General features: G+C 60.0%; 21 protein-coding genes. 8 read left to right on the top strand and 13 right to left on the bottom strand.

Annotated features, from left to right (window positions below):
• Positions 1–4: 4 nt before the first annotated feature.
• Positions 5–1,795 carry an ATP-binding protein gene (locus ACIPL2_RS23780; protein ID WP_401360385.1) on the bottom strand — a complete coding sequence of 597 codons (1,791 nt, stop codon included), beginning with the start codon at positions 1,793–1,795 and terminating at the stop codon, positions 5–7.
• A 7-nt stretch (positions 1,796–1,802) separates the two neighbouring features.
• On the bottom strand, positions 1,803–3,149 hold the full coding sequence (algB, locus tag ACIPL2_RS23775) for a sigma-54-dependent response regulator transcription factor AlgB (RefSeq protein ID WP_401360383.1): 1,347 nt from the start codon (positions 3,147–3,149) through the stop codon (positions 1,803–1,805).
• Positions 3,150–3,586: 437 nt separating this feature from the next.
• Here algB and ACIPL2_RS23770 point away from each other — a divergent pair, with 437 nt between their 5' ends.
• The 5 genes from ACIPL2_RS23770 (at position 3,587) to ACIPL2_RS23750 (ending at position 8,128) form a co-directional block, all read left to right on the top strand.
• On the top strand, positions 3,587–3,874 hold the full coding sequence (locus ACIPL2_RS23770) for a hypothetical protein (protein ID WP_401360381.1): 288 nt from the start codon (positions 3,587–3,589) through the stop codon (positions 3,872–3,874).
• A gap of 81 nt (positions 3,875–3,955) precedes the next feature.
• Positions 3,956–4,120, top strand: a complete 165-nt coding sequence (locus tag ACIPL2_RS23765) for a DUF1328 domain-containing protein (protein ID WP_003177151.1) — start codon at positions 3,956–3,958, stop codon at positions 4,118–4,120.
• A gap of 2 nt (positions 4,121–4,122) precedes the next feature.
• Complete coding sequence (locus ACIPL2_RS23760; protein WP_401360379.1) at positions 4,123–4,584, top strand: inhibitor of vertebrate lysozyme family protein; 462 nt, start codon at positions 4,123–4,125, stop codon at positions 4,582–4,584.
• Between the two features lie 775 nt (positions 4,585–5,359).
• Entirely contained in the window at positions 5,360–6,691 is a 1,332-nt protein-coding gene (gene gltP / locus ACIPL2_RS23755) for a glutamate/aspartate:proton symporter GltP (RefSeq protein WP_401360377.1), read from the top strand.
• A gap of 207 nt (positions 6,692–6,898) precedes the next feature.
• The gene (locus tag ACIPL2_RS23750) at positions 6,899–8,128 is read left to right on the top strand and encodes a nucleoside recognition domain-containing protein (RefSeq protein WP_401360375.1); all 1,230 of its coding nucleotides are present in this window, start codon (positions 6,899–6,901) and stop codon (positions 8,126–8,128) included.
• 121 nt (positions 8,129–8,249) lie between these two features.
• Here ACIPL2_RS23750 and ACIPL2_RS23745 read toward each other — a convergent pair whose 3' ends face one another.
• The 9 genes from ACIPL2_RS23745 to ACIPL2_RS23705 all read right to left on the bottom strand — a co-directional run bounded on the left by ACIPL2_RS23745 (position 8,250) and on the right by ACIPL2_RS23705 (position 18,787).
• Complete coding sequence (locus tag ACIPL2_RS23745) at positions 8,250–8,876, bottom strand: ABC-type transport auxiliary lipoprotein family protein (RefSeq protein WP_401360373.1); 627 nt, start codon at positions 8,874–8,876, stop codon at positions 8,250–8,252.
• A complete protein-coding gene (locus ACIPL2_RS23740) occupies positions 8,873–9,811 on the bottom strand; it encodes an MlaD family protein (protein ID WP_401360371.1) in 939 nt (312 codons plus the stop codon). Before ACIPL2_RS23740 ends, ACIPL2_RS23745 begins: the two co-directional genes overlap by 4 nt.
• A gap of 1 nt (position 9,812) precedes the next feature.
• A complete protein-coding gene (locus ACIPL2_RS23735; RefSeq protein WP_401360369.1) occupies positions 9,813–10,616 on the bottom strand; it encodes an ABC transporter ATP-binding protein in 804 nt (267 codons plus the stop codon).
• The gene (locus ACIPL2_RS23730; protein WP_401360367.1) at positions 10,613–11,761 is read right to left on the bottom strand and encodes an MlaE family lipid ABC transporter permease subunit; all 1,149 of its coding nucleotides are present in this window, start codon (positions 11,759–11,761) and stop codon (positions 10,613–10,615) included. The genes ACIPL2_RS23735 and ACIPL2_RS23730 overlap by 4 nt, the downstream gene beginning before the upstream one ends.
• Before the next feature lie 54 nt (positions 11,762–11,815).
• Entirely contained in the window at positions 11,816–12,844 is a 1,029-nt protein-coding gene (locus tag ACIPL2_RS23725) for a DUF5924 family protein (RefSeq protein ID WP_401360365.1), read from the bottom strand.
• A gap of 258 nt (positions 12,845–13,102) precedes the next feature.
• Complete coding sequence (locus ACIPL2_RS23720; protein WP_401360363.1) at positions 13,103–14,491, bottom strand: M16 family metallopeptidase; 1,389 nt, start codon at positions 14,489–14,491, stop codon at positions 13,103–13,105.
• 176 nt (positions 14,492–14,667) lie between these two features.
• Complete coding sequence (locus ACIPL2_RS23715) at positions 14,668–16,326, bottom strand: Na/Pi cotransporter family protein (RefSeq protein WP_401360361.1); 1,659 nt, start codon at positions 16,324–16,326, stop codon at positions 14,668–14,670.
• 300 nt (positions 16,327–16,626) lie between these two features.
• A complete protein-coding gene (locus ACIPL2_RS23710; protein WP_401360359.1) occupies positions 16,627–17,394 on the bottom strand; it encodes a TerC family protein in 768 nt (255 codons plus the stop codon).
• Between the two features lie 85 nt (positions 17,395–17,479).
• Positions 17,480–18,787, bottom strand: coding sequence for a CitMHS family transporter (locus tag ACIPL2_RS23705; RefSeq protein WP_401360357.1), 1,308 nt, complete (start codon positions 18,785–18,787; stop codon positions 17,480–17,482).
• Between the two features lie 418 nt (positions 18,788–19,205).
• Between ACIPL2_RS23705 and ACIPL2_RS23700 the strand changes: the two genes are divergently transcribed.
• Positions 19,206–19,607, top strand: coding sequence for a GFA family protein (locus ACIPL2_RS23700; protein ID WP_401360355.1), 402 nt, complete (start codon positions 19,206–19,208; stop codon positions 19,605–19,607).
• Here the strand turns inward: ACIPL2_RS23700 and ACIPL2_RS23695 are convergent, their stop codons facing one another.
• A complete protein-coding gene (locus ACIPL2_RS23695) occupies positions 19,608–19,934 on the bottom strand; it encodes a DOPA 4,5-dioxygenase family protein (protein ID WP_401360353.1) in 327 nt (108 codons plus the stop codon).
• Between the two features lie 84 nt (positions 19,935–20,018).
• Between ACIPL2_RS23695 and ACIPL2_RS23690 the strand changes: the two genes are divergently transcribed.
• A complete protein-coding gene (locus tag ACIPL2_RS23690; RefSeq protein ID WP_401360351.1) occupies positions 20,019–20,684 on the top strand; it encodes an NAD(P)-dependent oxidoreductase in 666 nt (221 codons plus the stop codon).
• Here ACIPL2_RS23690 and ACIPL2_RS23685 read toward each other — a convergent pair.
• Positions 20,681–21,631: a choline sulfate utilization transcriptional regulator gene (locus ACIPL2_RS23685; RefSeq protein WP_401360349.1), complete on the bottom strand. Its 951-nt coding sequence runs from the start codon at positions 21,629–21,631 to the stop codon at positions 20,681–20,683. The two genes, ACIPL2_RS23690 and ACIPL2_RS23685, sit on opposite strands and share 4 nt — an antisense overlap.
• A 114-nt stretch (positions 21,632–21,745) precedes the next feature.
• On the opposite strand from ACIPL2_RS23685, the gene betC reads away from it, so the two are divergent.
• A complete protein-coding gene (gene betC, locus ACIPL2_RS23680; protein ID WP_401360347.1) occupies positions 21,746–23,260 on the top strand; it encodes a choline-sulfatase in 1,515 nt (504 codons plus the stop codon).

Here is a 23,260-nt window from a genome sequence, read left to right as displayed (position 1 = left end):
CAGCTCAAACCGACAACGCCATATAGAACTGAGTCCCCTGCCCCGGCCGCGAATAGACGCCCATCCGCCCGCCATGCAATTGCACGATTTCCTTGCACAGCGCCAGACCGAGCCCGGCCCCACCCTTCTTGCGACCGACCTGAACAAAAGGCTCGAAGATCCGCCCCTGCTGGCCGTAGGCAATGCCTTCACCGTTGTCCTCGACGCTGATGATCACCCGCTCGCCATGGCGACGGGCTTGCAGGCGTATCTGCCCCTCGGCAGCGGTATGGCGCATCGCGTTGTCGATCAGGTTATCGAGCACCCGGTCCAGTTGCGGCTGATCGGCCTGCAACCACGGCAAAGGGCCCTGAACCTCCACTAACAACTCGATGCCCTTCTCTACTGCCGAACCGGCAAAACGTGACCGGGCCTGCTCCAGCAACTCCTCGATGGAACACGGCGCCAGGGTCAGTTTCTGCAAGCCGTTCTGGTAGCGGGAGAAGTTCAGCAGGTCGTTGATCAGTTGCATCAAGCGCTGCATTTCTTCATTCACGGTGTCGAGCAAATCGGCTTCCCGCGAGTCCGAGGCAAAGTGGGCACGCTCGCGGAACAGGCCGAAGGCCATGTGCATCCCGGTCACCGGCGTGCGCAACTCATGGGAGGCACGCAACACGAACTCGCTGCGCACCCGTTCGAAGGCACGTTGTTCGGTCACGTCATGCAGCACCATCACCGCGCCGAGAATATGGCCCTGGGTATGGCTGACCGGCGTCAGGCTATACGTCAACAACCGCGATTCGCCATCAACCTCGATGCTCAAGTCTTCCGGCGCCCGCTCAAGGGTGCCGCCGCGCAGCACCAGTTGCAGTTGTTCATCCAGTTCGGGGCGTTCGAGGGCTGCGCCCAGCCCTTGGCCAAGACGATCGTCGTCCCAGCCCAACTGACGTTGCGCCACCGGGTTGAGGTGTTCCAGATGGCCGTCGCGATCGATCATCAGCAAACCGTCGTCAATGCTGTCGAGCACCGCCTGCAAACGCTGCTGGCCAGCGAGCAGCTCATCGATATTGGTCGCCTGATGCTGGCGCAAGGCCTCGGCCATGATGCCGAAGCGCTTGGTCAGCAGGTTCATTTCCACCGCCGAAGAAATCGGCAGGGTCACTTCGAAATTGCCTTGGCCGATGTTGTCAGCCGCCTGCGCCAAGGCCTCGATCGGTGCGCCGAACCGTCGGGCAATTGCATGGGCGGTCACGAAGCCGATGATCAACACCGCCAACCCGACTAATCCGAGCAGGCCGGCAATCAGCAGCGCCCGCTCCCGCGCCTGGCGCTGCGTATCGTTGATGTTATCCAGCGCTCGCTTGTGTTCGGTGATCAACCCGTTGCGCAGCACGTTGAATCGCTCGGTCAGTGCCTCGTTACCGCTGAGCACGTGGGTCGGATCGTGCGACAAGTCCAACGCCTGTAGAAAACTCAGGTAATCGTCCTTGGCCTGCATGAATCCGTACAGGTTGCCCTCGCCGCCCTTTTCATGGGCGATACCTTCGTCAAGCAGCTGAACATAATGCTGCTTTGACGCTTCAAACGCCGCCGGGTCGGATTTTTCATTGAGCATGAGGATCAGTTGATCACCCAGTGTCTGGCGCAGTTTGAGCCCCAGATCCAGCGTGACGAAGTTGTTGCGAATGAGCGCTTCCTGGTTGCCGGCCATCTGCATCACGCTGACCAGGCCTAGCAACAGGCCCAGCAGCGCGACAGTGATCAGTGCGGAAATACTCAGAAACAGCCGCGTGCGCAACTTCATCGCGAGTTTCATAGCAGGCTCACAGGTTGTACTGCTTGCGTTTGCGGTACAACGTCGAGGCATCGATGCCCAGGGTCTTGGCGGCCTGGTCCAGGGTGTCGGCCGTCGCGAGGACCGCACCGATGTGGGCTTTTTCCAACTCATCCAGACTCAGCGCAGCACCAATACGCGGGGCGTTGTTGACCGGCGTCTCGGCCATGCCCAGGTGGCTGATCTCGACCCGTTCCTGTGGGCAAATAATGCTCGCCCGCTCCACCACGTTGCGCAGTTCGCGGATGTTCCCTGGCCATCGGTAACCCAACAGCGCTTCACGGGCCTCGTCGCTGAACCCCCGGGCCGGGCGCGCGTATTCCTTGACGAAGCGGGCCAGAAAGCGATCGGCCAGGTTCAGAATGTCCTCCCGGCGTTCGCGCAACGGCGGCAGGTGCAAGGTGATGACGTTCAGGCGATACAGCAAGTCTTCACGGAAGCGCCCGTCGCGGACCATGTCTTCGAGGTTCTGGTTGGTCGCGGCCAGAATGCGCACATCGGCGCGGCGGGTGACCGGGTCGCCCACCCGCTCGTATTCTTTATCCTGGATGAAACGCAGCAGTTTAGGCTGCAAAACCAATGGAAAATCGCCGATCTCGTCGAGAAACAGCGTGCCGCCGTCGGCCTGATTGACTCGACCCAGCGTACTTTCGCTGGCCCCGGTAAAGGCGCCACGGCTATGGCCGAACAGTTCGCTTTCCATCAGTTCGGCCGTCAGGGACGGGCAGTTGATGGTGATGCAGGATTTCTTCGAGCGCTTGCTCCAGCCGTGAATGGCCTGGGACAACTCGCCCTTACCGGTACCGGATTCGCCGAGAATCAAGATATTGGCATCGGTGTTGGCCACCTGGCGGGCGGTTTCCAGTACCACCTTCATCGCCGGGCTGTGGGAATCGAGACCGTCCTTGGGCTTGCGCACCTCACCTTCCAACGCCTCCAGACGTGCCGACAGTTGCCGCACTTCGAGTTGCTTGGCGGTGGCCAGGCGCAATTGATCGGGGCTGCACGGCTTGACCAGATAATCGGCGGCACCCGCCTGGATCGCATCGACGGCGGTGTCCACGGCCGAGTGCGCCGTGACGATCACCACGCGCATCCACGGCGCCTGAATACGCATCTGCGCCAGTACATCCAGGCCGTTGTCTTCGCCCAGACGCAAATCAAGGAAGCACAAATCGAACACCTGACGCTGCAGCAATGCTTCCGCCTGCGCCGCGCTGTTGGCGGTGGCGACGCTATAGCCTTCGTCTTCGAGGCAATAACGGAAGGTTCGCAGGATGGCGGACTCATCGTCCACCAGCAGAATGCGGCCTTGATTCTCAGTGGCTGATTCCATTTTCCTACGCTCCTTAATGAATGATCTTTGGTTAGTCCCGGAAAAATCGGGCAAGTTGCATGGTTGATTCTGGTCGATTCCGGCCACGCCGGGGTAGATATCTCATCACCCTACGGCTAATGACCTGATTTTGTTGGTTTTTTAATAAATTAACGTTTTTCAGGCGTTTCCCCACGTCCAGTTGTGACATCCGCGCCCTCTTCTCAATTCAAAAATATTGAAACTTCCTACGGAACCATCGTGCATTACGCACGACCTCAGGAGGGGCATCGTGCAGTATGCGTCCGGAACGATTTTCACCGCATTCATAACTTATTGATTTATAACGTTTTTATCTCTTCAAAAAAGCTGGCATGCACACTGCAATGGTCTGGTTATTCCAGGGCAAAAGTTCGACGCCCTAAACCAGATCACCACAGTGTGGGAGGAGCTTCAGGATGAGTCGCCAACGTGCCGCCCAATTGCGTATCTCGCCACTGCATATCCAGCAAGGCCTGTTTGCTGTGCTGGCGCTGTTGATCACCTTGATCGGCGGCCAGCAGTTTCAGAGCTGGAACCAGAGCCAGCAGCAAGACGCGATCCGTGTGTCGATTCAGCACCCGATCCAAACCCACTTCAGCGCCGCCAGCAGCAATCAGGCTGACCTCGCCCCAATGCGCATGATGGACGTCGACCAGGCACAGCCTGTGGATGAGATGCCCCGTCAGGAACGTTGGGTGTTCTAAGTAAACGAACTTGGCGCGCTTGCTGCGCCGGGAAAGGCACCACAAGCAACACCTCTAAATAGAAGCGTAAGGAGAATCACCATGTTGAGCTGGGCAATCACATTCTTGATCATTGCCATCATCGCCGCCGTACTGGGCTTCGGTGGTATCGCGGGCACCGCCACGGGTATCGCCAAGATTCTCTTTGTCGTGTTCCTGGTGATGTTCATTGCTTCGTTCTTCTTTGGCCGTCGCGGTCGAGGCTGAACATGAATGTTTTAAAGACAGTGGCAGCCGCCCTGCTCCTGGGCGGTAGTGCCATGGCAATGGCGGCCAATGATGGCCAGACGCGGGTCAATGAGTTGTTGAACGCAGACCCGCAATACCGTGAAACGTGGCAAGGCGTGGTGAAGAAGGAAGAACGCCTGCCGGAATGGGTGATGAACCTCTCCGGCGACGCCGAGCAAATGAATGCCGTTGAAGAGGATGGCGACAAGTATCTGGTCGGGCCACTGTGCGAAACACAGCAGACGTGCCTGAACAAACGCTTGATCGTAGCGTTCAGCTTCGACAAGAAGGATGCGTACGCCATGCTGGTCGAAGTGCCTGCGGGGCTGCCCGCCGACAAGTCGCCAACGCGACATGCCGACTACCGCTTCCTCGGAAAGCCGGACCAGGGCATGCAGGACTTGTTGATGGAACAACTGAAGAAAGATCCAAAGTGGTACTGAGTTCTTCTGTAGGAGCGAGCTTGCTCGCGATGGACGCTAACGATGACGCGTGTGTTCTGAATAGCCGCGCCGCTCTTGAACCAATCGCGAGCAAGCTCGCTCCTACACCACATTGCGCTACCTGAGGAAGGTAGACGCATGACCAAGGGGTCGGGACGTTCTGCCTGTTTCAGGGGCGGAGTGACCTACGGGCACAGAGAGTGCCTGCGCAAGGGCCGGGTCAGGAAAAGCTGCGACGCAAGTTCGCCGACCCTTCATGGCTCGACGGACTTGCGAAGAGCTTCCTCGCGATAAAAGCATCACCCGAGCGCTCAGCTCACCTTTCTTGCATAACGTCGACTATTCCTCGGAATGCATTTTCCGTTGATTGATTGCGACCATCTATCGAGAAAGCTGCGGCAAAATGTAAGCGATATTCGCCTTTAAACGTAGGATTTTTCTGTAGTTTTAGCCCTCATTCCTCCGCTCAAAAAACAACCAACCTCCTCTGAAATGGCCGGTTCACGGTACTTATGGCTGCCGAAATGTCGTATTCAAATCGGTTGGGACGCCAGTTTCATTTAAAAAAGCTCATGCCGATTCGGCATAGGGTAGGCGTTTACGGCATTAGACGTCGCTTCCTTGCATCGGAATAGTTGCGCCTTTTTTCGCCTGCCAGAGAGCCATAAATACCAGCTCCGGGGCTCCTTATACGGGGGTAGATGCACAAGACTTTTACGCCACAAGCGTGCAGTTTCTGCATCTGCCTGAGTCAAACGCAAGTAAGGGTAAAGATATGAAGAAGGCAAAGCTTAGCCTCGCCTGGCAGATCCTCATCGGTCTGGTATTGGGGATTGCAATCGGTGCGCTGCTCAACCATTTCAGTGCCGAAAAAGCCTGGTGGGTCAGTAACGTCCTGCAACCGGCAGGCGATATCTTTATCCGTCTGATCAAGATGATTGTGATCCCGATCGTGATCTCCTCGCTGATCGTCGGTATTGCAGGCGTCGGCGACGCGAAGAAGCTCGGGCGTATCGGCCTCAAGACCATTCTGTACTTCGAGATCGTCACCACGATTGCCATCGTGGTCGGTCTGGTGTTGGCCAACGTGTTCCATCCGGGCACCGGCATCGACATGAGCACCCTGGGTACCGTGGATATTTCCAAGTACCAGGCGACTGCCGCCGAGGTTCAGCATGAACACGCGTTCATCGAAACCATTCTCAACCTGATCCCGTCGAACATCTTCGCGGCCATGGCCCGCGGCGAAATGCTGCCGATCATCTTCTTCTCCGTATTGTTCGGTCTCGGTTTGTCGAGCCTGCAATCGGACCTGCGCGAGCCGCTGGTGAAGATGTTCCAGGGCGTGTCGGAAAGCATGTTCAAAGTCACCCACATGATCATGAACTACGCCCCGATCGGCGTTTTCGCACTGATCGCGGTGACCGTGGCCAACTTCGGCTTCGCCTCCCTGCTGCCGCTGGCCAAACTGGTGATCCTGGTTTACGTCGCCATCGCCTTCTTCGCCTTCGTGGTGCTGGGCCTGATCGCTCGCCTGTTCGGCTTCTCGGTGATCAAGCTGATGCGCATCTTCAAGGATGAGCTGGTGCTGGCCTACTCCACCGCCAGCTCCGAGACCGTGTTGCCACGCGTCATCGAGAAGATGGAAGCCTACGGCGCGCCGAAAGCCATTTGCAGCTTCGTGGTGCCGACCGGTTACTCGTTCAACCTCGACGGTTCGACCCTGTACCAAAGCATCGCGGCAATCTTCATTGCCCAGCTGTACGGCATTGACCTGTCCATCAGCCAGCAATTGCTGCTGGTGCTGACCTTGATGGTCACCTCCAAAGGCATCGCCGGCGTACCGGGCGTGTCCTTCGTGGTGTTGCTGGCCACCCTGGGCAGCGTGGGTATTCCATTGGAAGGCCTGGCGTTCATCGCCGGTGTCGACCGCATCATGGACATGGCCCGAACCGCACTGAACGTGATCGGCAACGCGTTGGCCGTATTGGTCATCTCCCGTTGGGAAGGCATGTACGACGACGCCAAGGGCCAGCGCTACTGGAACTCCCTGCCGCACTGGCGCAGCAAAGAGAAGCTGCCGGCTGGCGAGGTTTCCAGCAACTGATCAATCCGCTTCTGTAGGAGCGAGGCTTGCCCGCGAAGAGGCCGGAACATTCAACATTTGTATTGATTGATAGGCAGCCTTCGCGGGCAAGCCTCGCTCCTACAGTACGGAGTGGGTCGCCCCCCAAACAAACCCCGGAGAAATCCGGGGTTTGTCGTTTCTGGCTACCCCGCTATCATTCGCCCCATTCTTCGGGGGATTCAACTGATGCTCAATGGCCTGTGGCTAAGCTTCTTCATCGTGGCAGCCGTCTCGGCGCTGGCGCAGTGGCTGATTGGCGGCAACGCCGGGATCTTCGCGGCGATGGTGGAAAGCATTTTCGCCATGGCCAAATTGTCGGTCGAGGTCATGGTCCTGCTGTTCGGCACCCTGACGCTCTGGCTGGGTTTTCTGCGAATTGCCGAGAAAGCCGGGATCGTCGAGTGGCTGGCCAAGGCGCTGGGCCCATTGTTTTTGCGCCTGATGCCCGGAGTCCCGGCGGGTCACCCGGCCATCGGCCTGATCACCCTCAACTTCGCCGCGAACGGCCTGGGCCTCGACAACGCCGCCACGCCGATCGGCCTCAAAGCCATGAAGGCGCTGCAAGAACTCAACCCCAGCGACACCATCGCCAGTAACGCGCAGATCCTCTTCCTGGTGCTCAACGCGTCCTCGCTGACGCTGCTGCCGGTGACGATCTTCATGTACCGCGCCCAGCAAGGCGCGCCTGATCCGACGCTGGTGTTCCTGCCAATCCTGTTGGCCACCAGCTGCTCGACCTTGGTCGGCTTGTTGTCGGTGGCGGTCATGCAGCGTCTGCGCCTGTGGGACCCGGTGGTGCTCGCTTACCTGATTCCCGGCGCCCTGGCCCTCGGTGGCTTCATGGCGCTGCTGGCAACCCTCTCGGCGACCGCGCTGGCCGGCCTGTCTTCGATCCTCGGCAACGTGACGCTGTTCGGGCTGATCATGCTGTTCCTGGTGGTCGGCGCGCTGCGCAAAGTGAAGGTGTACGAGGCGTTCGTCGAAGGCGCCAAAGAAGGTTTCGACGTGGCCAAGAACCTGCTGCCGTATCTGGTGGCGATGCTCTGCGCGGTGGGCGTGTTGCGCGCATCCGGCGCGCTGGATTTTGGCCTGGACGGTATTCGGCATCTGGTGGAGTGGGCCGGTTGGGACACCCGCTTCGTCGATGCGCTGCCGACGGCGATGGTCAAACCGTTCTCCGGCAGCGCCGCCCGGGCGATGTTGATCGAAACCATGAAAACCTCAGGCGTGGACAGCTTCCCGGCGCTGGTGGCGGCGACGATTCAGGGCAGTACCGAAACGACGTTCTATGTGTTGGCGGTGTACTTCGGTGCGGTGGGGATCCAGCGCGCGCGACATGCGGTGGGGTGTGCGTTGCTGGCGGAACTGGCCGGGGTGCTTGGCGCGATCGGCGTCTGCTACTGGTTCTTCGGCTAACCGAATAACCCAATGTGGGAGCGGGCTTGCTCGCGAAGGCGCTGCATCAGTCGACATCGATGCTGAATGACACACCGCTTTCGCGAGCAAGCCCGCTCCCACATTTGATCTGTGCAGGACTTTAAGGTCTTGGGGGCGGGGCGACTTTCTGGCCTTGTTCGACCGCCCAACTCACCACTTGCGCGGTTAATTGGTCACTCGCCTGGCCAAACCCGGCGACCACCGCCGGTACTTTCACGTCACTCAGCGGCTGACGCACTTCAAAGCGGCGGCTGGCGAGGATTCGCTGGTCATAACCGCGCACCAGCAACGCATCCAGCCGCACCACCACGCCAGCGCTCGAGCCTTGGTATTCGGTCTGGAACGCCTGCAAACTCCCGCCCAGCTCCAAATCCGCCTGGAAATTGCTGTCATCAGTACTCAACAGCGTCACCCGCCCGTCACGCTGGAAACCATCCAGCAGACGATTGCGCAGCAGTACCGGCGCCGGGTCGCTCCAGCGTGAGCCCTTGTAGCTGCTGATCACGTCGCCCTGGGGAATGACGGCGATGTTCGAGTTGTTCAACGCTTCGCTGGCCTGGGGTTTGTTCAGGCGCAACGACCAGCGCTGCGGCGTCGCGTGACTGGCCGACGGGCTGCTTTGCGCCGAGGGCAATCGATAGACGTCGAACGGTTCGGACTTGGGCAGGATCGAACACGCGCTGATCAGCGTGAAGCTGGCGAGGAGGGCGAAGTGGGTCAGCTTCATGGGGTGAATTCCTTGTTCTTGTCGCTGCCCAGCAAGTAGCCGCTGGGGTTGGCCTCCAGGCGCTGAGAGATGGCGCGCAGCGAGGTCAGGGTTTCACGCAGCTCACGCACCGCCGGGGCCAGGCCATTGAGGCCCTGCAGGCCGCTGTTGAGCGAATCCTGATTGCTCGTGAGCAGTTTGTTGATGGTCGCGCTGCTCTGTTCCAGCGACTTCATCGCCTGCTCGGCACTGCCGAACATCTGCTGGCCCTGATCGTTGAGCAGGCCGTTGGCATTGCGCATCAGCGCGGCGGTCTGTTCGAGGGTGGCCGAGGCCTGCTTGCCGACGGCGCCCAGTTGCTGCATGGCCTGGCGGATGTCGCCGCGCTGGTCGGCGATGGTGCCGGTGGTTTGCTCCAGGTGTTCCAGGGTCTTGCTGATGCGTTCGACGTTCTCCGTGGAAAACATCTGATTGGCGTTATGCATCAGCATGTTCACCCCGGCCACCAGATCGCCACTGTCGTTCAGCAGGCGGGCGATGGGCGAGGGCGATGCCACGATCACCGGCAGGTTGCCGTCCTTGCCCTTGAGTTTCGGACTCTGCGGGGTTCCGCCGCTGAGCTGGATGATCGAGGTGCCGGTGATGCCGGTCAGCGCCAGGATCGCCTGGGTGTCTTCCTTGATCGGCGTATCACCGCCCAGACGAATCCGCGCCAACACCCGGCGCGGGTCTTTCGGGTCCAGACGCAGGGTCACCACGTCGCCGACCTTGATCCCGCTGTACTGCACGGCACTGCCCTTGGACAGGCCGCTGACCGCCTCGTTGAAGACGACTTCGTAATCCTTGAACTCGGTGTCGACACTGGACTTGGCCAGCCATAAACCGAAGAGCAGGGCGCCCGCCACCACAATCACGGTGAACAGGCCGATCAATACATGATGGGCTCGGGTTTCCATGTCAGACCTCGTTGAGCTGTTGAGCGGCCGTCAGCGCCGCGCGGCCGCGAGGGCCATGGAAGTATTCGTGAATCCACGCGTCGTCGGTTTCCGACACCTTGTCGATGGCGTCGGCGACCAACACTTTTTTCTGCGCCAGCACCGCCACCCGGTCGGTGATGGTGTAGAGCGTGTCGAGGTCGTGGGTCACCAGAAACACGCTCAGGCCCAAGGCATCGCGCAGGGTCAGGATCAGTTGATCGAACGCTGCGGCGCCGATCGGGTCCAGGCCAGCCGTGGGTTCGTCGAGAAACAGAATGTCCGGGTCCAGCGCCAGCGCCCGGGCAAGGGCCGCACGCTTGATCATGCCGCCGGACAGCGAAGCCGGGTACTTGTCTGCCGCCGACAGCGGTAAGCCGGCCAGGGCCATTTTCACCGCCGCCAGATGCTCGGCATCGTTGCGGCTCAGACCGGCGTGTTCGATCAGGGGCAGGGCGACGTTTTCGGTGACGGTCAGCGAAGAGAACAGCGCGCCTTTCTGGAACAGCACGCCGAAGCGTCGTTCGACCATCGAGCGCTCGTGCTCGGACAGCGTCGGCAAGTTTTTGCCAAAGACCTTCACCAGCCCTTCGCTCGGCTGACGCAAGCCGACGATGCTGCGCAGTAACACCGATTTGCCGCTGCCGGAACCGCCGACCACGGCGAGGATTTCGCCCTTGTACAAATCCAGATCGAGGTTCTCGTGTACGCTCTGGCGACCAAAGCGATTGCACAAACCACGGACTTCGATCACCGCCTCGGAGGGCGCTCGGGGTAGACGACTCACCAGCCCATCTCCATACAAAACAGCGCGGCCACGGCGTCGAGCACGATCACCACGAAAATCGACTGGACCACGCTCGACGTGGTGTGCGCGCCCACGGACTCGGCGCTGCCACTGACCTTGAAGCCTTCAAGACAGCCAATCGCAGCGATCAGGAACGCGAAGATCGGCGCTTTGACGATCCCCACCAGAAAGTGTTGAACGCCGATGTCGGTTTGCAGCAGCGAGAGGAACATCGCCGGCGAGATATCCAGCGCCACGGCGCAGACCACGCCACCGCCGATAATCCCCGAGACCATCGCCAGAAAGGTCAGCATCGGCAGCGCCACCAGCAGCGCCAGCACGCGCGGCACCACCAGCAACTCCATCGGGTCGAGGCCCAAGGTGCGGATCGCGTCGATTTCTTCGTTGGCCTTCATCGAGCCGATCTGCGCGGTGAACGCACTGGCGGTGCGGCCGGCCATCAGGATCGCGGTCAGCAACACGCCGAATTCGCGCAGGAAGGAGAAGGCGACGAGGTCCACGGTGAAGATGCTCGCACCGAAACTGGCGAGCACCGTCGCCCCGAGGAACGCCACCACCGCGCCCACCAGAAAGGTCAGCAGGGCGACGATGGGCGCGGCGTCGAGGCCGGTCTGTTCGATGTGCGCGACCATCGGCGTGATGCGCCAGCGCTTGGGGCGAAACAGCCCACGGGCGATGGTTTCGAGGATCAGGCCGACGAAACCCAGCAACTGCAGGGTGTCCTGCCAGACCGTGTCGACCGCGCGGCCGATGCGCGTCAGCAGTTGAATGCCGACGCTGATTTCCGGTTCCTTGATCGGTACGCAGAAGTCAGTGAGCGAACAGTAGACGGTCTGCAACAAGGCGCGGTCGGCAGAGGACAGGGTGCAATCGGGATGTTCGGCGGAGCGCCCCAAACGCTCGGAACCGAGCAACTCCACCAGCAACGAGGCGCCGGCGGTGTCGAGTGCGCCGAGGCCGTTGAGGTCGATGTGGGTGCTGTCGGTGTATTGACCGTGGAGCGTTTCGCTCAGGTGCTTGAGGTCGGCGTAGTGGGCAAGCGTCCAGTCACCCGTGACCCGCAGTTGAGCAGGCGAGTGAGAGGTGTCTAGCTGGGCATTGCCGGCGATTGTGCTGCTGGTCATAAGCTCCGTGCTTGTTCGGCTACTACGCAGCTCTACGTAATAGCACGAACCGCCTTACTTTTCTTTGATCGGCGTGCTGTCCTTGACCTTGAAGCGCAACACACCGATGACCTGACCGTCCTCGGTGAGCACGCGAACCTGCCATTTGCCGGCGGGGTTGCCGGGGAAATTGGTTTTGTGGGTCCAGGCCCGGTAGCCTTCCTTGCGCCCGCCGTGGATGTCCAGCGGGATGCGGTCGACCTCTTTGCCGTTGAACTGCCACACGTGATAGATCCGCTCGTCCAGACCGCGCGGGGCGTTGATCGCGGTGTAGGCGTACAGCCCGTCACCGCGAATCTGCTCGACGCTGACTTCATCCAGACTCTTGCCCGGCGTGCGGTCCTGCAGTTGCGTGCTGATCGCCACGTCGGTCATCCACAGCGTCGCCGGCGGCACCCACGAGCGCAGCACCCAGCCGAGGGCGCCGATGCCCAGGGTGATGCTGAGAATCGCCAAGGCGTTGCGCACGGTGCGGATCGGGAAGATCGACGCCAGGCTCGGGAACGACAGCAGCACGGCGATGCCCAGGGCCAGTTTGAAGCTCTGCGAGGTGGTCAGGTGCAGGATGACGGGCAGGGCGGTCAACAGCGCGGCGAACAGCGTCAGCGTGTGCAACGCGAGGAACGCCCAGCGCCGTGGCGCCAGCCATTTGTAGTAGAGCGGGTCGACGATGGAAATCAGCGCGGCAATGCCCAGCAGCCCGGTGAAGAACAGTTGGCCGCTGTTCCAGGTGGTGGTGATGAAAAAGAACGGCAGGACGAAGAACAGGCTTTCCTGGTGGATCATCTGCGTGGCGTAACGCAGCAGGGGCTGGGGAATTTCGCGCTTGAAGATTCTGGCGAACAGCTTGGTCAGGCTGTTTTCCAGCATCAGCCAGATCCAGCTGAGCACCATGATGATGGTGATCCAGGTCGCCAGGCCTTGCTGGCGATCCACCAGAATGAAACTGCCGACCCCGGAAATGAAACCACCGAGCGCAATGACCCCCGGATAGCGCTTCATCAATTCCAGGATGCGCTGGACGTACAGGGTCAGGGTAGGCATTCGGCGGTTCGCACTAGTCGTAGGAAAAATCCTCGACAGAGTACCGCTGGCAAAGCGGTGTGGCGAGGGGCTGCGGTCCGATCACAAACCCCTGTAGGAGCTGTCGAGCTTGCGAGGCTGCGATCGGCTGCGCAGCAGTCGTGAAATCAGGCAATGCGGTGTATCAGGAAAACCACGTGCTCAGGATTTACGACTGCTGCGCAGCCGATCGCAGCCTCGCAAGCTCGACAGCTCCTACAGGGCCGAACACAGCAGTTGCTACACGGTTCGCGATGTTCTGCGGTGTAGGCGCCATGCCAGCAACATCAGTATGACGAGCCCAAGCACGCCAACGCCCAACCATAGCAGCTGGTCATAACTCATCAACGGCTTCTCGATTCGCAAATACCCCGGTTGCAGGAGCAGCTCGCGCATCGCTTTGTTGGCCTCGTCCAGTGTCACGCCTTGCAGTTCCTTGGCCGGGTCGGCGAAGCGGCCGTCCTCGTAGTCGCCAATGGCGCCCCAGTAGTAATCGGCCAGCGCGCTGTTGCCTTGCACGGCCCAGGCCTGGCGGGCGATGGCGGCCTGCTTGAGGCGGTTGAAGGTGTCGACATTGAGACCGTCCTTGAGCAACCCGGCCTTCAAATCGTCCAGCACACCTTCAGCCTCGGCCACGTCGTCCCGCTCAAGGTCGGCGTTTAAGCTCATGAAGCCGACGCCACCGAATACCTCGCGTTCGGCCCAGGGGCCGTAGGACAAACCATGCGCGAGTCGCAACTGGCGATAGAGCGCCCAGTCCAGATAGTCCTTGAGCAGGTCGAAGGTTTCGTCGTGCTGGTCTTCCAGCACCGGTTCCGGCACCAGCCAGTGCAACTTGGCCCCGCCGCCGACGAAACCGTGGATCAGGCTGCGCTCATGGGCCGCGCTGGCCTTGATTTCCGGCAGAGGCAGGTGCTCGGTGGGATCGATCGCCTGAAGCGCGCCATAGGCCCGTTCCAGATAGGCCGGCAGCACACGTTCGAGATCACCCACCACAATCAGCGTCATGTTGTTCGGCGCGTACCAGTCCTGGCGCACCTTTTCCAGTTGCTCTCGGGTCAGGTGCTCGACTTGTGCGCGCTCGGGGCATTTGAGGCCCAGTTCCACCGCCAGTTGATTACTCGCCGAGTGGCCCAGGTCCTGACGGTCCAGCCAGCGTTGCAGGTGCGAGTAATGACCACCGTCCTCGCGCTCGACCACTTGCTTGGCGGCGTTGATCGCATTGTCGTCGAATCGGGTCTGGGTCAGCAGCGCCAGCAACAGGTCGAGCACCTTGCGCTGGTTTTTCGCCGGGGCTTCGATGACGAAGGTGGTGTCGGCGTTGCTGGTGTAGGCGTTCCACTCGCCGCCCAGGGCTTGCATGCGCTCTTCCAGGCCACCTTCACCGCTGGCGTCGATGCCGCTGAACAGCAGGTGTTCGAGCAGGTGCGGCAGCTCTTTATCAGCGCAGCTGAAATCATCCAGGCCGACGCCGACCACCAGTCGAATCGCCACATGCCCGCGCTCGGTGCCCGGTTTGAGCAGCATTTGCAGACCATTGGGCAGCGTATAGCCCTCGACCTGGAAGCGATCCAGGGCAAACGAAGGCAAGGAACCCAGCAACAGACAGGCGAACAACAGACAACGCATAGCAAGCTTCCATACGGCTGATTGGAGATCCGTGTCATCAGTCAGGCCGTCTTCGCGAGCAAGCCCGCTCCCACATTGGATCTGTGTTGTTCACAACATCCAATGTGGGAGCGGGCTTGCTCGCGAATGGCCGCAAAACTGAATCAGTAGTACTGACTGACCACACTGCCAGACGTTCAAGGCGAATGTGTGATGTCAGCCAAATCGTCGACGGCCAGCGCGCCGGTGTCGGACGTTTCCAGCACGACATACGCACTGCTGCAGAACAGCGAGTTCAGACGCTTCATGTCGGCAATCAACTCCAGGTGCAGCGAACTGGTCTCGATACTCTGCACGATCTTACGTTGCAATCGGCTGACATGAGCGTGGGCCAGGCGGCGTTCCTGTGCACGAAAGCGACGTTTCTCACGCAGCAACTGACGGGCACTTTCCTTGTCGGCACTGAGGAACACCGACAACCCAAGGCGCAGGTTGGAGATCAACTGGCCTTGCAGTCCCGCCAATTCTTCCAGGCCGACCTGGGAAAACGACCGGCGTTGCGAGGTTTTCTGCTGCTGGACCTTGCGCAGCATGCGTTCGATCAAGTCGCTGGCCAGTTTGAGGTTGATCGCCAGTTCGATGATTTCCGCCCAACGGCGGCTGTCCTGATCGCTGAGGTCTTCCCGGGGCATTTGTGCCAGATAGAGTTTGATCGCGCTGTAGAGCGCTTCGACATCATCGGTCAGGCGGCGCATTTCCTGGGTCACGGCGGTTTGCTTGCCGTGCAGCACGTCGAGCATGGCTTCGAGCATGTTGTCGATCAGGTCGCCCATGCGCAGGGTTTCCCGGGCCGCATTGGCCAGCGCCAGGCTGGGCGTGACCAACGCGGTCGGATCAAGGTGACGGGGTTTGGCCATGCCGTTGACTTGCGGGCGCTCCGGCAATACCCACGCACAAAACCTGGCCATCGGCCCGACGCTCGGCAGCAAGATCAGGCAGCGAGCAGTGTTGTAGAGCAGGTGGAAGCCGATGACCATTTCCTGAGGGCTGAAATCCAGGCTGTCGATCCAGTGCACCAACGGGTCGAGCACCGGAATGATCAGCAGCAGGCCGATCAACTTGTACAGCAGGCTGCCCAGCGCCACTTGGCGGCCGGCAGCGTTCTGCATGCTGGTGCTGAGAAAGGCGAGCACGCCGCTGCCAATGTTCGCACCGATCACCAGGCCGATGGCCACCGGCAGACTGATCACGGCGGCACCCGCCAGGGTCGCGGTCAGCAAAACGGCGGCCAGGCTGGAGTAGGAAATCATCGCGAACAGCGCGCCGACCAAGGCATCGAGGAGGATGTCGCCGGTCAGGGAAGCGAAAATCACCTTCACGCCTTGCGCGTGAGTGATCGGTGCCGCGGCTTCGACGATCAATTGCAGCGCCAGAATGATCAGCCCCAGGCCGATACTGACACGGCCCATCTGGCCCAGGCGGGTCTGCTTGCGGGACAGGAAGAAAATCACCCCGAGGAAGATCAGCAGCGGCGACAGCCACGACAGGTCGAAGGTCAGCACCCGCGCCATCAGTGCGGTACCGACATCCGCGCCGAGCATGGTCGCCAGCGCGGGCGTCAGCGCCATCAGGCCTTGACCGACAAACGAGGTGACGAGCATGGCGGTGGCGTTGCTGCTCTGGACCATCGCCGTCACGACGATCCCGGAAATGAAGGCCAGCCAGCGCCTGGACATGTTCTGGGCGATCACGTGGCGCAGGTTGGAACCGTAGACCCGCAAGATGCCGGTTCGGACGATGTGCGTGCCCCAAATCAACAAGGCCACGGCAGATAATAAATTGAGCAGGGTGAGCATGCAGGCCCCCTGTGGTGGTAGCGCCCCAAAGGGGCAAGTTGACGGTGCCGCGCGACGTTCTACGTTCTGTACTTAAGCTGTAGTTGGCTAACGGTCTGGGCGCCAGCATCGCATAGCTAAAGAAGTGATTGAAACAAAACTGTCATGAAAACAGGTTCTTCGCCGAGACTGAAAACCAATGTGGGAGCGGGCTTGCTCGCGAAAGCGTTGTATCAGACGACATTGATGTCGTCTGGTACTCCGTCTTCGCGAGCAAGCCCGCTCCCACAGGTTTTGCGTATTATTTGAAGGACAGGCGGCTTACTGCCCTGGAATGTCCTTGCGCAGTTTCACCGGATCCTGCTGCTTCTTCTTTTTCGCGATCGCGGTGCGCATCTTGATGTTGATCGCTTCCACTGCCAGCGAGAACGCCATCGCGAAGTAGACGTAGCCTTTCGGCACATGCACGTCGAAGGATTCGGCAATCAGCACGGTACCGACGATCAACAGGAACGCCAGCGCCAGCATCTTCAGCGACGGGTGCTTGTCGATGAACTCGCTGATGGTGCCCGACGCCCACATCATCACCAGCACGGCAACGATGATCGCCGCGACCATGACCGGTACGTGGGACACCATGCCCACCGCGGTGATGACCGAATCCAGCGAGAACACGATGTCGATGATCGCGATCTGAATGATGGTGTAGAGGAAGTTGCCGCCCTTGACGTTCGGCTCTTCGCTGGTTTCATCCTCGCCTTCCAGCGCGTGGTACATCTCTTGCGAGCTCTTCCACAACAGGAACAGACCACCGAAGAACAGGATCAGGTCACGCCCGGAAATACCCTGGCCGAACACTTCGAACAGGTCCGCGGTGAGGCGCATGACCCAAGTGATGGACAGCAACAACAGAATCCGCGTGATCATCGCCAGCGCCAGGCCGAAAATCCGGGTGCGCGCCTGCATGTGCTTGGGCATGCGGCTGACCAGGATCGAGATCATGATGATGTTGTCGATACCCAGGACGATTTCCAGGGCGGTCAGGGTGAAGAAGGCAACCCAGATTTCAGGGTTGGTCAGCCATTCCATGTGTATTCCTTTGAGCGATTGTTAAACCACGAAGGGCCCGGGCTTCAAACAGCAAAGCCTGGACCCGTCATGGTGAGTCTTGGGCTTATAGAGTGCTGAACATCGGAAAAATCCCCATCAGCAACGCGGCAACCAGTATGCACATGCACACCAGCACTGCCCACTTCAGGGTGAAGCGCTGGTGATCACCGAAATCGATACCGGCCAGGGCCACCAACAAGTAGGTCGATGGTACCAGCGGGCTCAACAAGTGGACGGGCTGACCGACGATCGAGGCACGTGCCATTTCTACCGCGGTTATACCGTAGTGACTGGCTGCTTCGGCAAGTACCGGTAACACGCCGTAATAAAATGCATCGTTGGACATGAAGAAGGTGAACGGCATGCTCACCAGCGCCGTGATCACGGCCAGGTACGGGCCGAGGAAATCCGGGATCACCGCCAACAGGCTTTTCGACATCGCATCGACCATGCCGGTGCCCGACAGAATGCCAGTGAAAATACCCGCGGCAAAGATCAACCCGACCACCGCCAGCACGCTGCCGGCGTGGGCCGCGACGCGATCCTTCTGTTGTTGCAGGCAAGGATAGTTGACGATCATCGCGATACTGAACGCCACCATGAACAGCACCGGCAGCGGCAACAGGCCGGCGATCAAGGTGCACATCAGCGCCAGGGTCAGCGCGCCGTTGAACCAGATCAGATTCGGACGACGGGCATCCGGGAACTGCGACACACTGATTTCGCTGTGATCGACTTCATCGCCCACCAGGTGCAGTTCACCGAGGCGAGCACGCTCACGTTTACCGTAGAAGTAGGCAATCGCCAGGATCGCCACCACGCCGGCCAGCATCGCTGGAATCATCGGCACGAAAATATCGGACGGGTCCACATGCAGCGCACTGGCCGCACGGGCGGTCGGGCCACCCCACGGGGTCATGTTCATCACGCCACCGGCGAGGATGATCAGGCCGGCCATGATCCGCGGGCTCATGCCGATACGGCTGTAGAGCGGCAGCATGGCGGCCACGCAGATCATGTAAGTGGTCGCGCCGTCACCATCGAGGGAAACGACGAGCGCCAGCACGGCGGTGCCGACCGACACCTTCAACGGGTCGCCCTTGACCAGTTTGAGAATCTTGCGCACGGCCGGGTCGAACAGGCCCGAGTCGATCATCAGGGCGAAATACAGAATGGCGAACATCAGCATCACACCGGTCGGTGCGAGCTTGGTGATGCCTTCGAGCATCATCGGGCCGATTTTCGGGGCAAAACCGCCGAACAGGGCAAAAAGGATCGGGATGATGATCAGGGCGATCAGCGCGGACAGGCGCTTGGTCATGATCAGGAACATGAACGTGATGACCATGGCGAAGCCAAGGAAAGTCAGCATGGGAATACTCCAGGCATAGCGCGGCTAGGGAATGGGCGAACCGGGTGGGTCAGCGCAGAACGGGAAGCGCGAGGCGTATGGGCGGAGTGGCGGCGAAGCGGCGGGTTGCAAAGGACATCAGGATCACCATTGTTGTTGTTAAATGGACCGGGCGAGCAATCAAACACTCGCTTTGGCCAACCGGTCTGTTGCCGGCAGTGAGGGCGATCCTAATCGGGGAAGCTTTCACCCAGCTTTCGCTGGTGAAAGCATTGACCGGATGTACAACCGGTCGTCGGACCGGGGCAGGGAGGTAGACCGAGTTGATATCTTCGCGAGCAAGCCCGCTCCCACACTGGATTTGTGGCGTACGCAAAACCAATGTGGGAGCGGGCTTGCTCGCGAAGGCGCCGGAACATACGCATCAGGAGGAAACGGAATGAGCGAATTTCATACCGGCGGCTGCCACTGCGGGCAACTGCGCTATCAATTCAGTGGCCCGTTGCGCGACATCGCCCATTGCCATTGCTCGATTTGCCGGCGGGTCAGCGGCGGAATCGTCACGACCTGGATCACCGTGCCGTTGTCGACCTTTGAATGGATGAAAGGAACACCCGCGCAGTACGAATCTTCTGCACCCTGCGTGCGCTATTTCTGCCCGAACTGTGGCGCGCAGCTGGCGCTGGTCACACGCCTCAGTCCCGAGACCATCGATGTGACCATCGCCACCCTCGATCACCCGGAACAGGCGCCGGCCGAACGCCACATCTGGACGGACAGCCGTTTACCCTGGCTGCACCTCGACGAGCACTTGCCGGGCGAAGCCGAAGAAAGCATCTGATCAGAAAATAGACAGATTCAGTGGCCGAATCGCGCCCATCCAGATCGCATGCTCGGTGTGATCGAGCAGGTCGTCACCGGTGTCCGGGTGCAGGAACACCACCAGGCCCTTGCGATTGAGCGCCAGCCACGGCAGTACGTCGCCAATGTATTGCGGCTCGAACGCCAGTTGGCAGCTCCAGTCAGGGTGCGGACCCACCGGGCGTTCGTGTACGCGGCCCATCTTCAGCGGGAACAATTGCGCCGCTTGCTCGCACAAGGCTCGCGCCTGATCAATCGTGCTGGCGTTAAAATAGACATGGGCGTGGTAGCCCTTGATCGCTTGCATCTGAAACCCCTCAAAAACCCGGTCGAACCGCCACCGTTTCCCATTGGTCACACGCCATATACGCAGGAAAGAACGGAGCCAGCCATGAAAAATGCAGAAACCCCAGTGGTGAAAGTGGTGCTTTATGGTGCCATGAGTAGCCTGGGCAGTGCGCTGATGGCTGAAATGCTACGGCGCCAACATGAAGTGATCGCGATTCTCGATGACCTGACAGCGCTGGCGCCGCGCCCGGGTTTGCGGGCCAAGACCGGCGATTTGTTTGATGCCGAACGCGTGAAGCAAAGCGTCGCGGGCAGTTCGGCGGTTATTTGCCTGCTGGACGCGCCCGGGTTGCCATTCAACAGCGAGCATGTGGAAAAAACCATCGTGCCAGGCCCGGTCGAACAGGTGCTGGCCGTGGATGCGCTGATCGAGGGCATGCAGGCGGCGGGCATTGCCCGATTGTTTCTGGTGGGGGATTTCGAGTTGCTGGACGATCCGGAAATAGAGGATCAGTTGCAGCGCCACGCCGCCGAGGAAATCCGCGAAGCCCTGCAAAGCAGCACCTTGCACTGGACCCTGGTGAACGCACCGCGCGGGGTGCCGGGGCTGACGATCGAGCATTTCAGCCATGTCAGCAGCAGCCTGGAGTCGGGCCTGGCCGAACCGCTTGAGCGGCTGAATCGCGTCGCGGTGGGGATTGCCGATGAGCTGCGGTTGAACCTGCATGTGGGTGAGCACGTGAATTTCGTGGCGACTTCAGAGCCTTAAATGGCAATCGAAGGCAGCGGCAAGCCATTGAGCGATTGCGCACTGCTCGCCTGCTCGGCCATCAACCAATCGACAAACTGTTGAATCAACGCCCCACGCCGTTTGCGCTGGGGCAATACCACGTAATAGCCCAGCCTGGACATCACCGTTTCCGCAATCGGCCGACACAACAAACCTTGCGCCAGCAAGTTATCCACAAGGTGCCGCCAGCCAATCGCCACGCCTTGCCCACCAATCGCCGCTTGAATCAGCAAGGTGTAATTGTCGAAGCGCAACTGGCCCGGCGCAGGTGCAGAAGTTATCCCCAGTTCGCGAAATACGCCGCTCCAGTCGAACCAGTTGCTGCTGTTTTCCCCACGCAGGTGCAGCAAGGGGAATTCCAACAATGACTGGGCCGACAGGGGCAGCGGACGATCCTTCAACAGCAGCGGGCTGCACACCGGAAACACTTCTTCGCTGAACAGCCAGTGGCTTTCGCCTTGCTTGAATCGGCCGTCGCCAAACAACACCGCCACATCGATATCGGTGCGCAGCATATTAAGGCTGCGCTCGCTGGTAACCAGGCTGACGTCGACTTGCGGATTGGCTGCGTGAAAACGATGGAGGCGTGGCATCAGCCAATACGCGGCGAAGGCGAAATCGGTGGCGACCTGCAGCACTTCATGTTGATGCTGTGCACTGATCGCGCTTAACCCTGCGTCGATATTCTGCAAACCGAGCTGAACCTGCTCGAAAAGAATCGTCCCGGCCTCGGTCAATTCAATGCCGCGATAGATGCGGTCGAACAGCCGTATGCCCAGTTGTTCTTCCAACCGCTTGATCTGCTGGCTGATCGCCGGTTGCGTCGTTCCGAGCTCCACCGCAGCCGCCGTGAAGCTGCGCTGACGGGCCGCCGCTTCGAAAGCACGAAGCAAATCCAGAGACAAATCACCAAGGGCGTCATACATAAGCTGTGCTTATCCTAGTCATTGCCGCGCAGGGGCTTTACCACAAAAGGCATGGGCTACATGCTCGATCGCAGCACTCTCGCATAAATATTCACTATGGAATGCCGCGATCACATGAAGCGCAAGAATATTCTTTTCATCATGGCCGATCAGATGGCCGCGCCAAAGTTGCCGTTCTACGGCCCTTCGCCCATCAAATTGCCTAATCTCAGCCGCCTCGCCGCCGAAGGTGTGGTGTTCGACGCCGCTTATTGCAACAGTCCACTGTGCGCGCCGTCGCGTTTCACCCTGGTCAGCGGTCAGCTGCCGAGCAAGATCGGCGCCTACGATAACGCCGCCGATTTCCCCGCCGATGTTCCGACCTATGCCCATTACCTGCGTCGACTCGGTTACCGCACCGCGCTGTCAGGCAAGATGCACTTTTGCGGCCCCGATCAGTTGCACGGCTATGAAGAACGCCTGACCAGCGACATTTACCCGGCCGATTACGGTTGGTCGGTGAACTGGGACGAGCCCGATGTGCGTCCGACCTGGTACCACAATATGTCGTCGGTGCTGCAAGCCGGGCCATGCGTGCGCACCAATCAGCTGGATTTCGACGAAGAGGTGGTGTTCAAGGCCCAGCAGTATCTGTTCGACCATATCCGCGAGGATGGCGATCAGCCGTTCTGCCTGACCGTCTCGATGACGCACCCACACGACCCGTACACGATTCCCAAGGCCTTTTGGGACCTGTACGACGACGCGGAGATCCCGTTGCCCGTAACACCGGCACAAACCGATCTCGATCCACATTCCCAGCGTTTACTGAAGGTTTACGACCTGTGGGATAAACCGCTGCCTGTGGATAAGATTCGGGACGCGCGCCGAGCCTACTTCGGAGCATGCAGTTATATCGACAGCAACGTCGGCAAACTCCTGCAAACACTCGAAGATACCGGGCTGATCGACGACACCATCATCGTCTTCTCCGGCGACCATGGCGACATGCTGGGCGAGCGCGGGCTCTGGTACAAAATGCACTGGTACGAAATGGCCGCCCGTGTGCCCCTGTTGATAAGTGCCCCGGGGCAATTCGGCGCAGGCCGGGTCAGTGCCGCGGTTTCGACCGCCGACTTGTTGCCAACCTTCGTCGAATTGGCCGGCGGCTCGCTGGAGCCGGGTTTGCCGCTGGACGGTCGTTCGCTGGTTTCGCACCTGCAAGGGCAGGGCGGTCACGATGAAGTGTTTGGCGAATACATGGCCGAAGGCACCATCAGCCCGCTGATGATGATCCGTCGCGGCGCTTACAAATTCATCTACAGCGAAGACGACCCTTGCCTACTCTTCGATGTACACAATGATCCGCGCGAACAGGAAGAACTCAGTCATTCGCCGCAACATCGGCCGCTTTTCGAGGACTTTCTCGCCGAAGCGCGGGCCAAATGGGATATTCCAGCGATTCATCAACAGGTGCTGGCCAGCCAGCGGCGCCGACGTTTCGTTGCCGATGCGTTGACCATCGGCAAGCTGAAGAGCTGGGATCACCAGCCGCTGGTGGACGCCAGTCAGCAGTATATGCGCAACCACATCGACCTCGACGATCTGGAGCGTAAAGCACGTTATCCACAACCCTGCCAAAACCAATAA

The organism is Pseudomonas sp. NPDC086251, assembly GCF_044746405.1.
GTDB lineage: Bacteria > Pseudomonadota > Gammaproteobacteria > Pseudomonadales > Pseudomonadaceae > Aquipseudomonas.
Note: the sequence above shows the minus strand (reverse complement) of the source record. Positions and strands in the feature narration are given on the sequence as shown.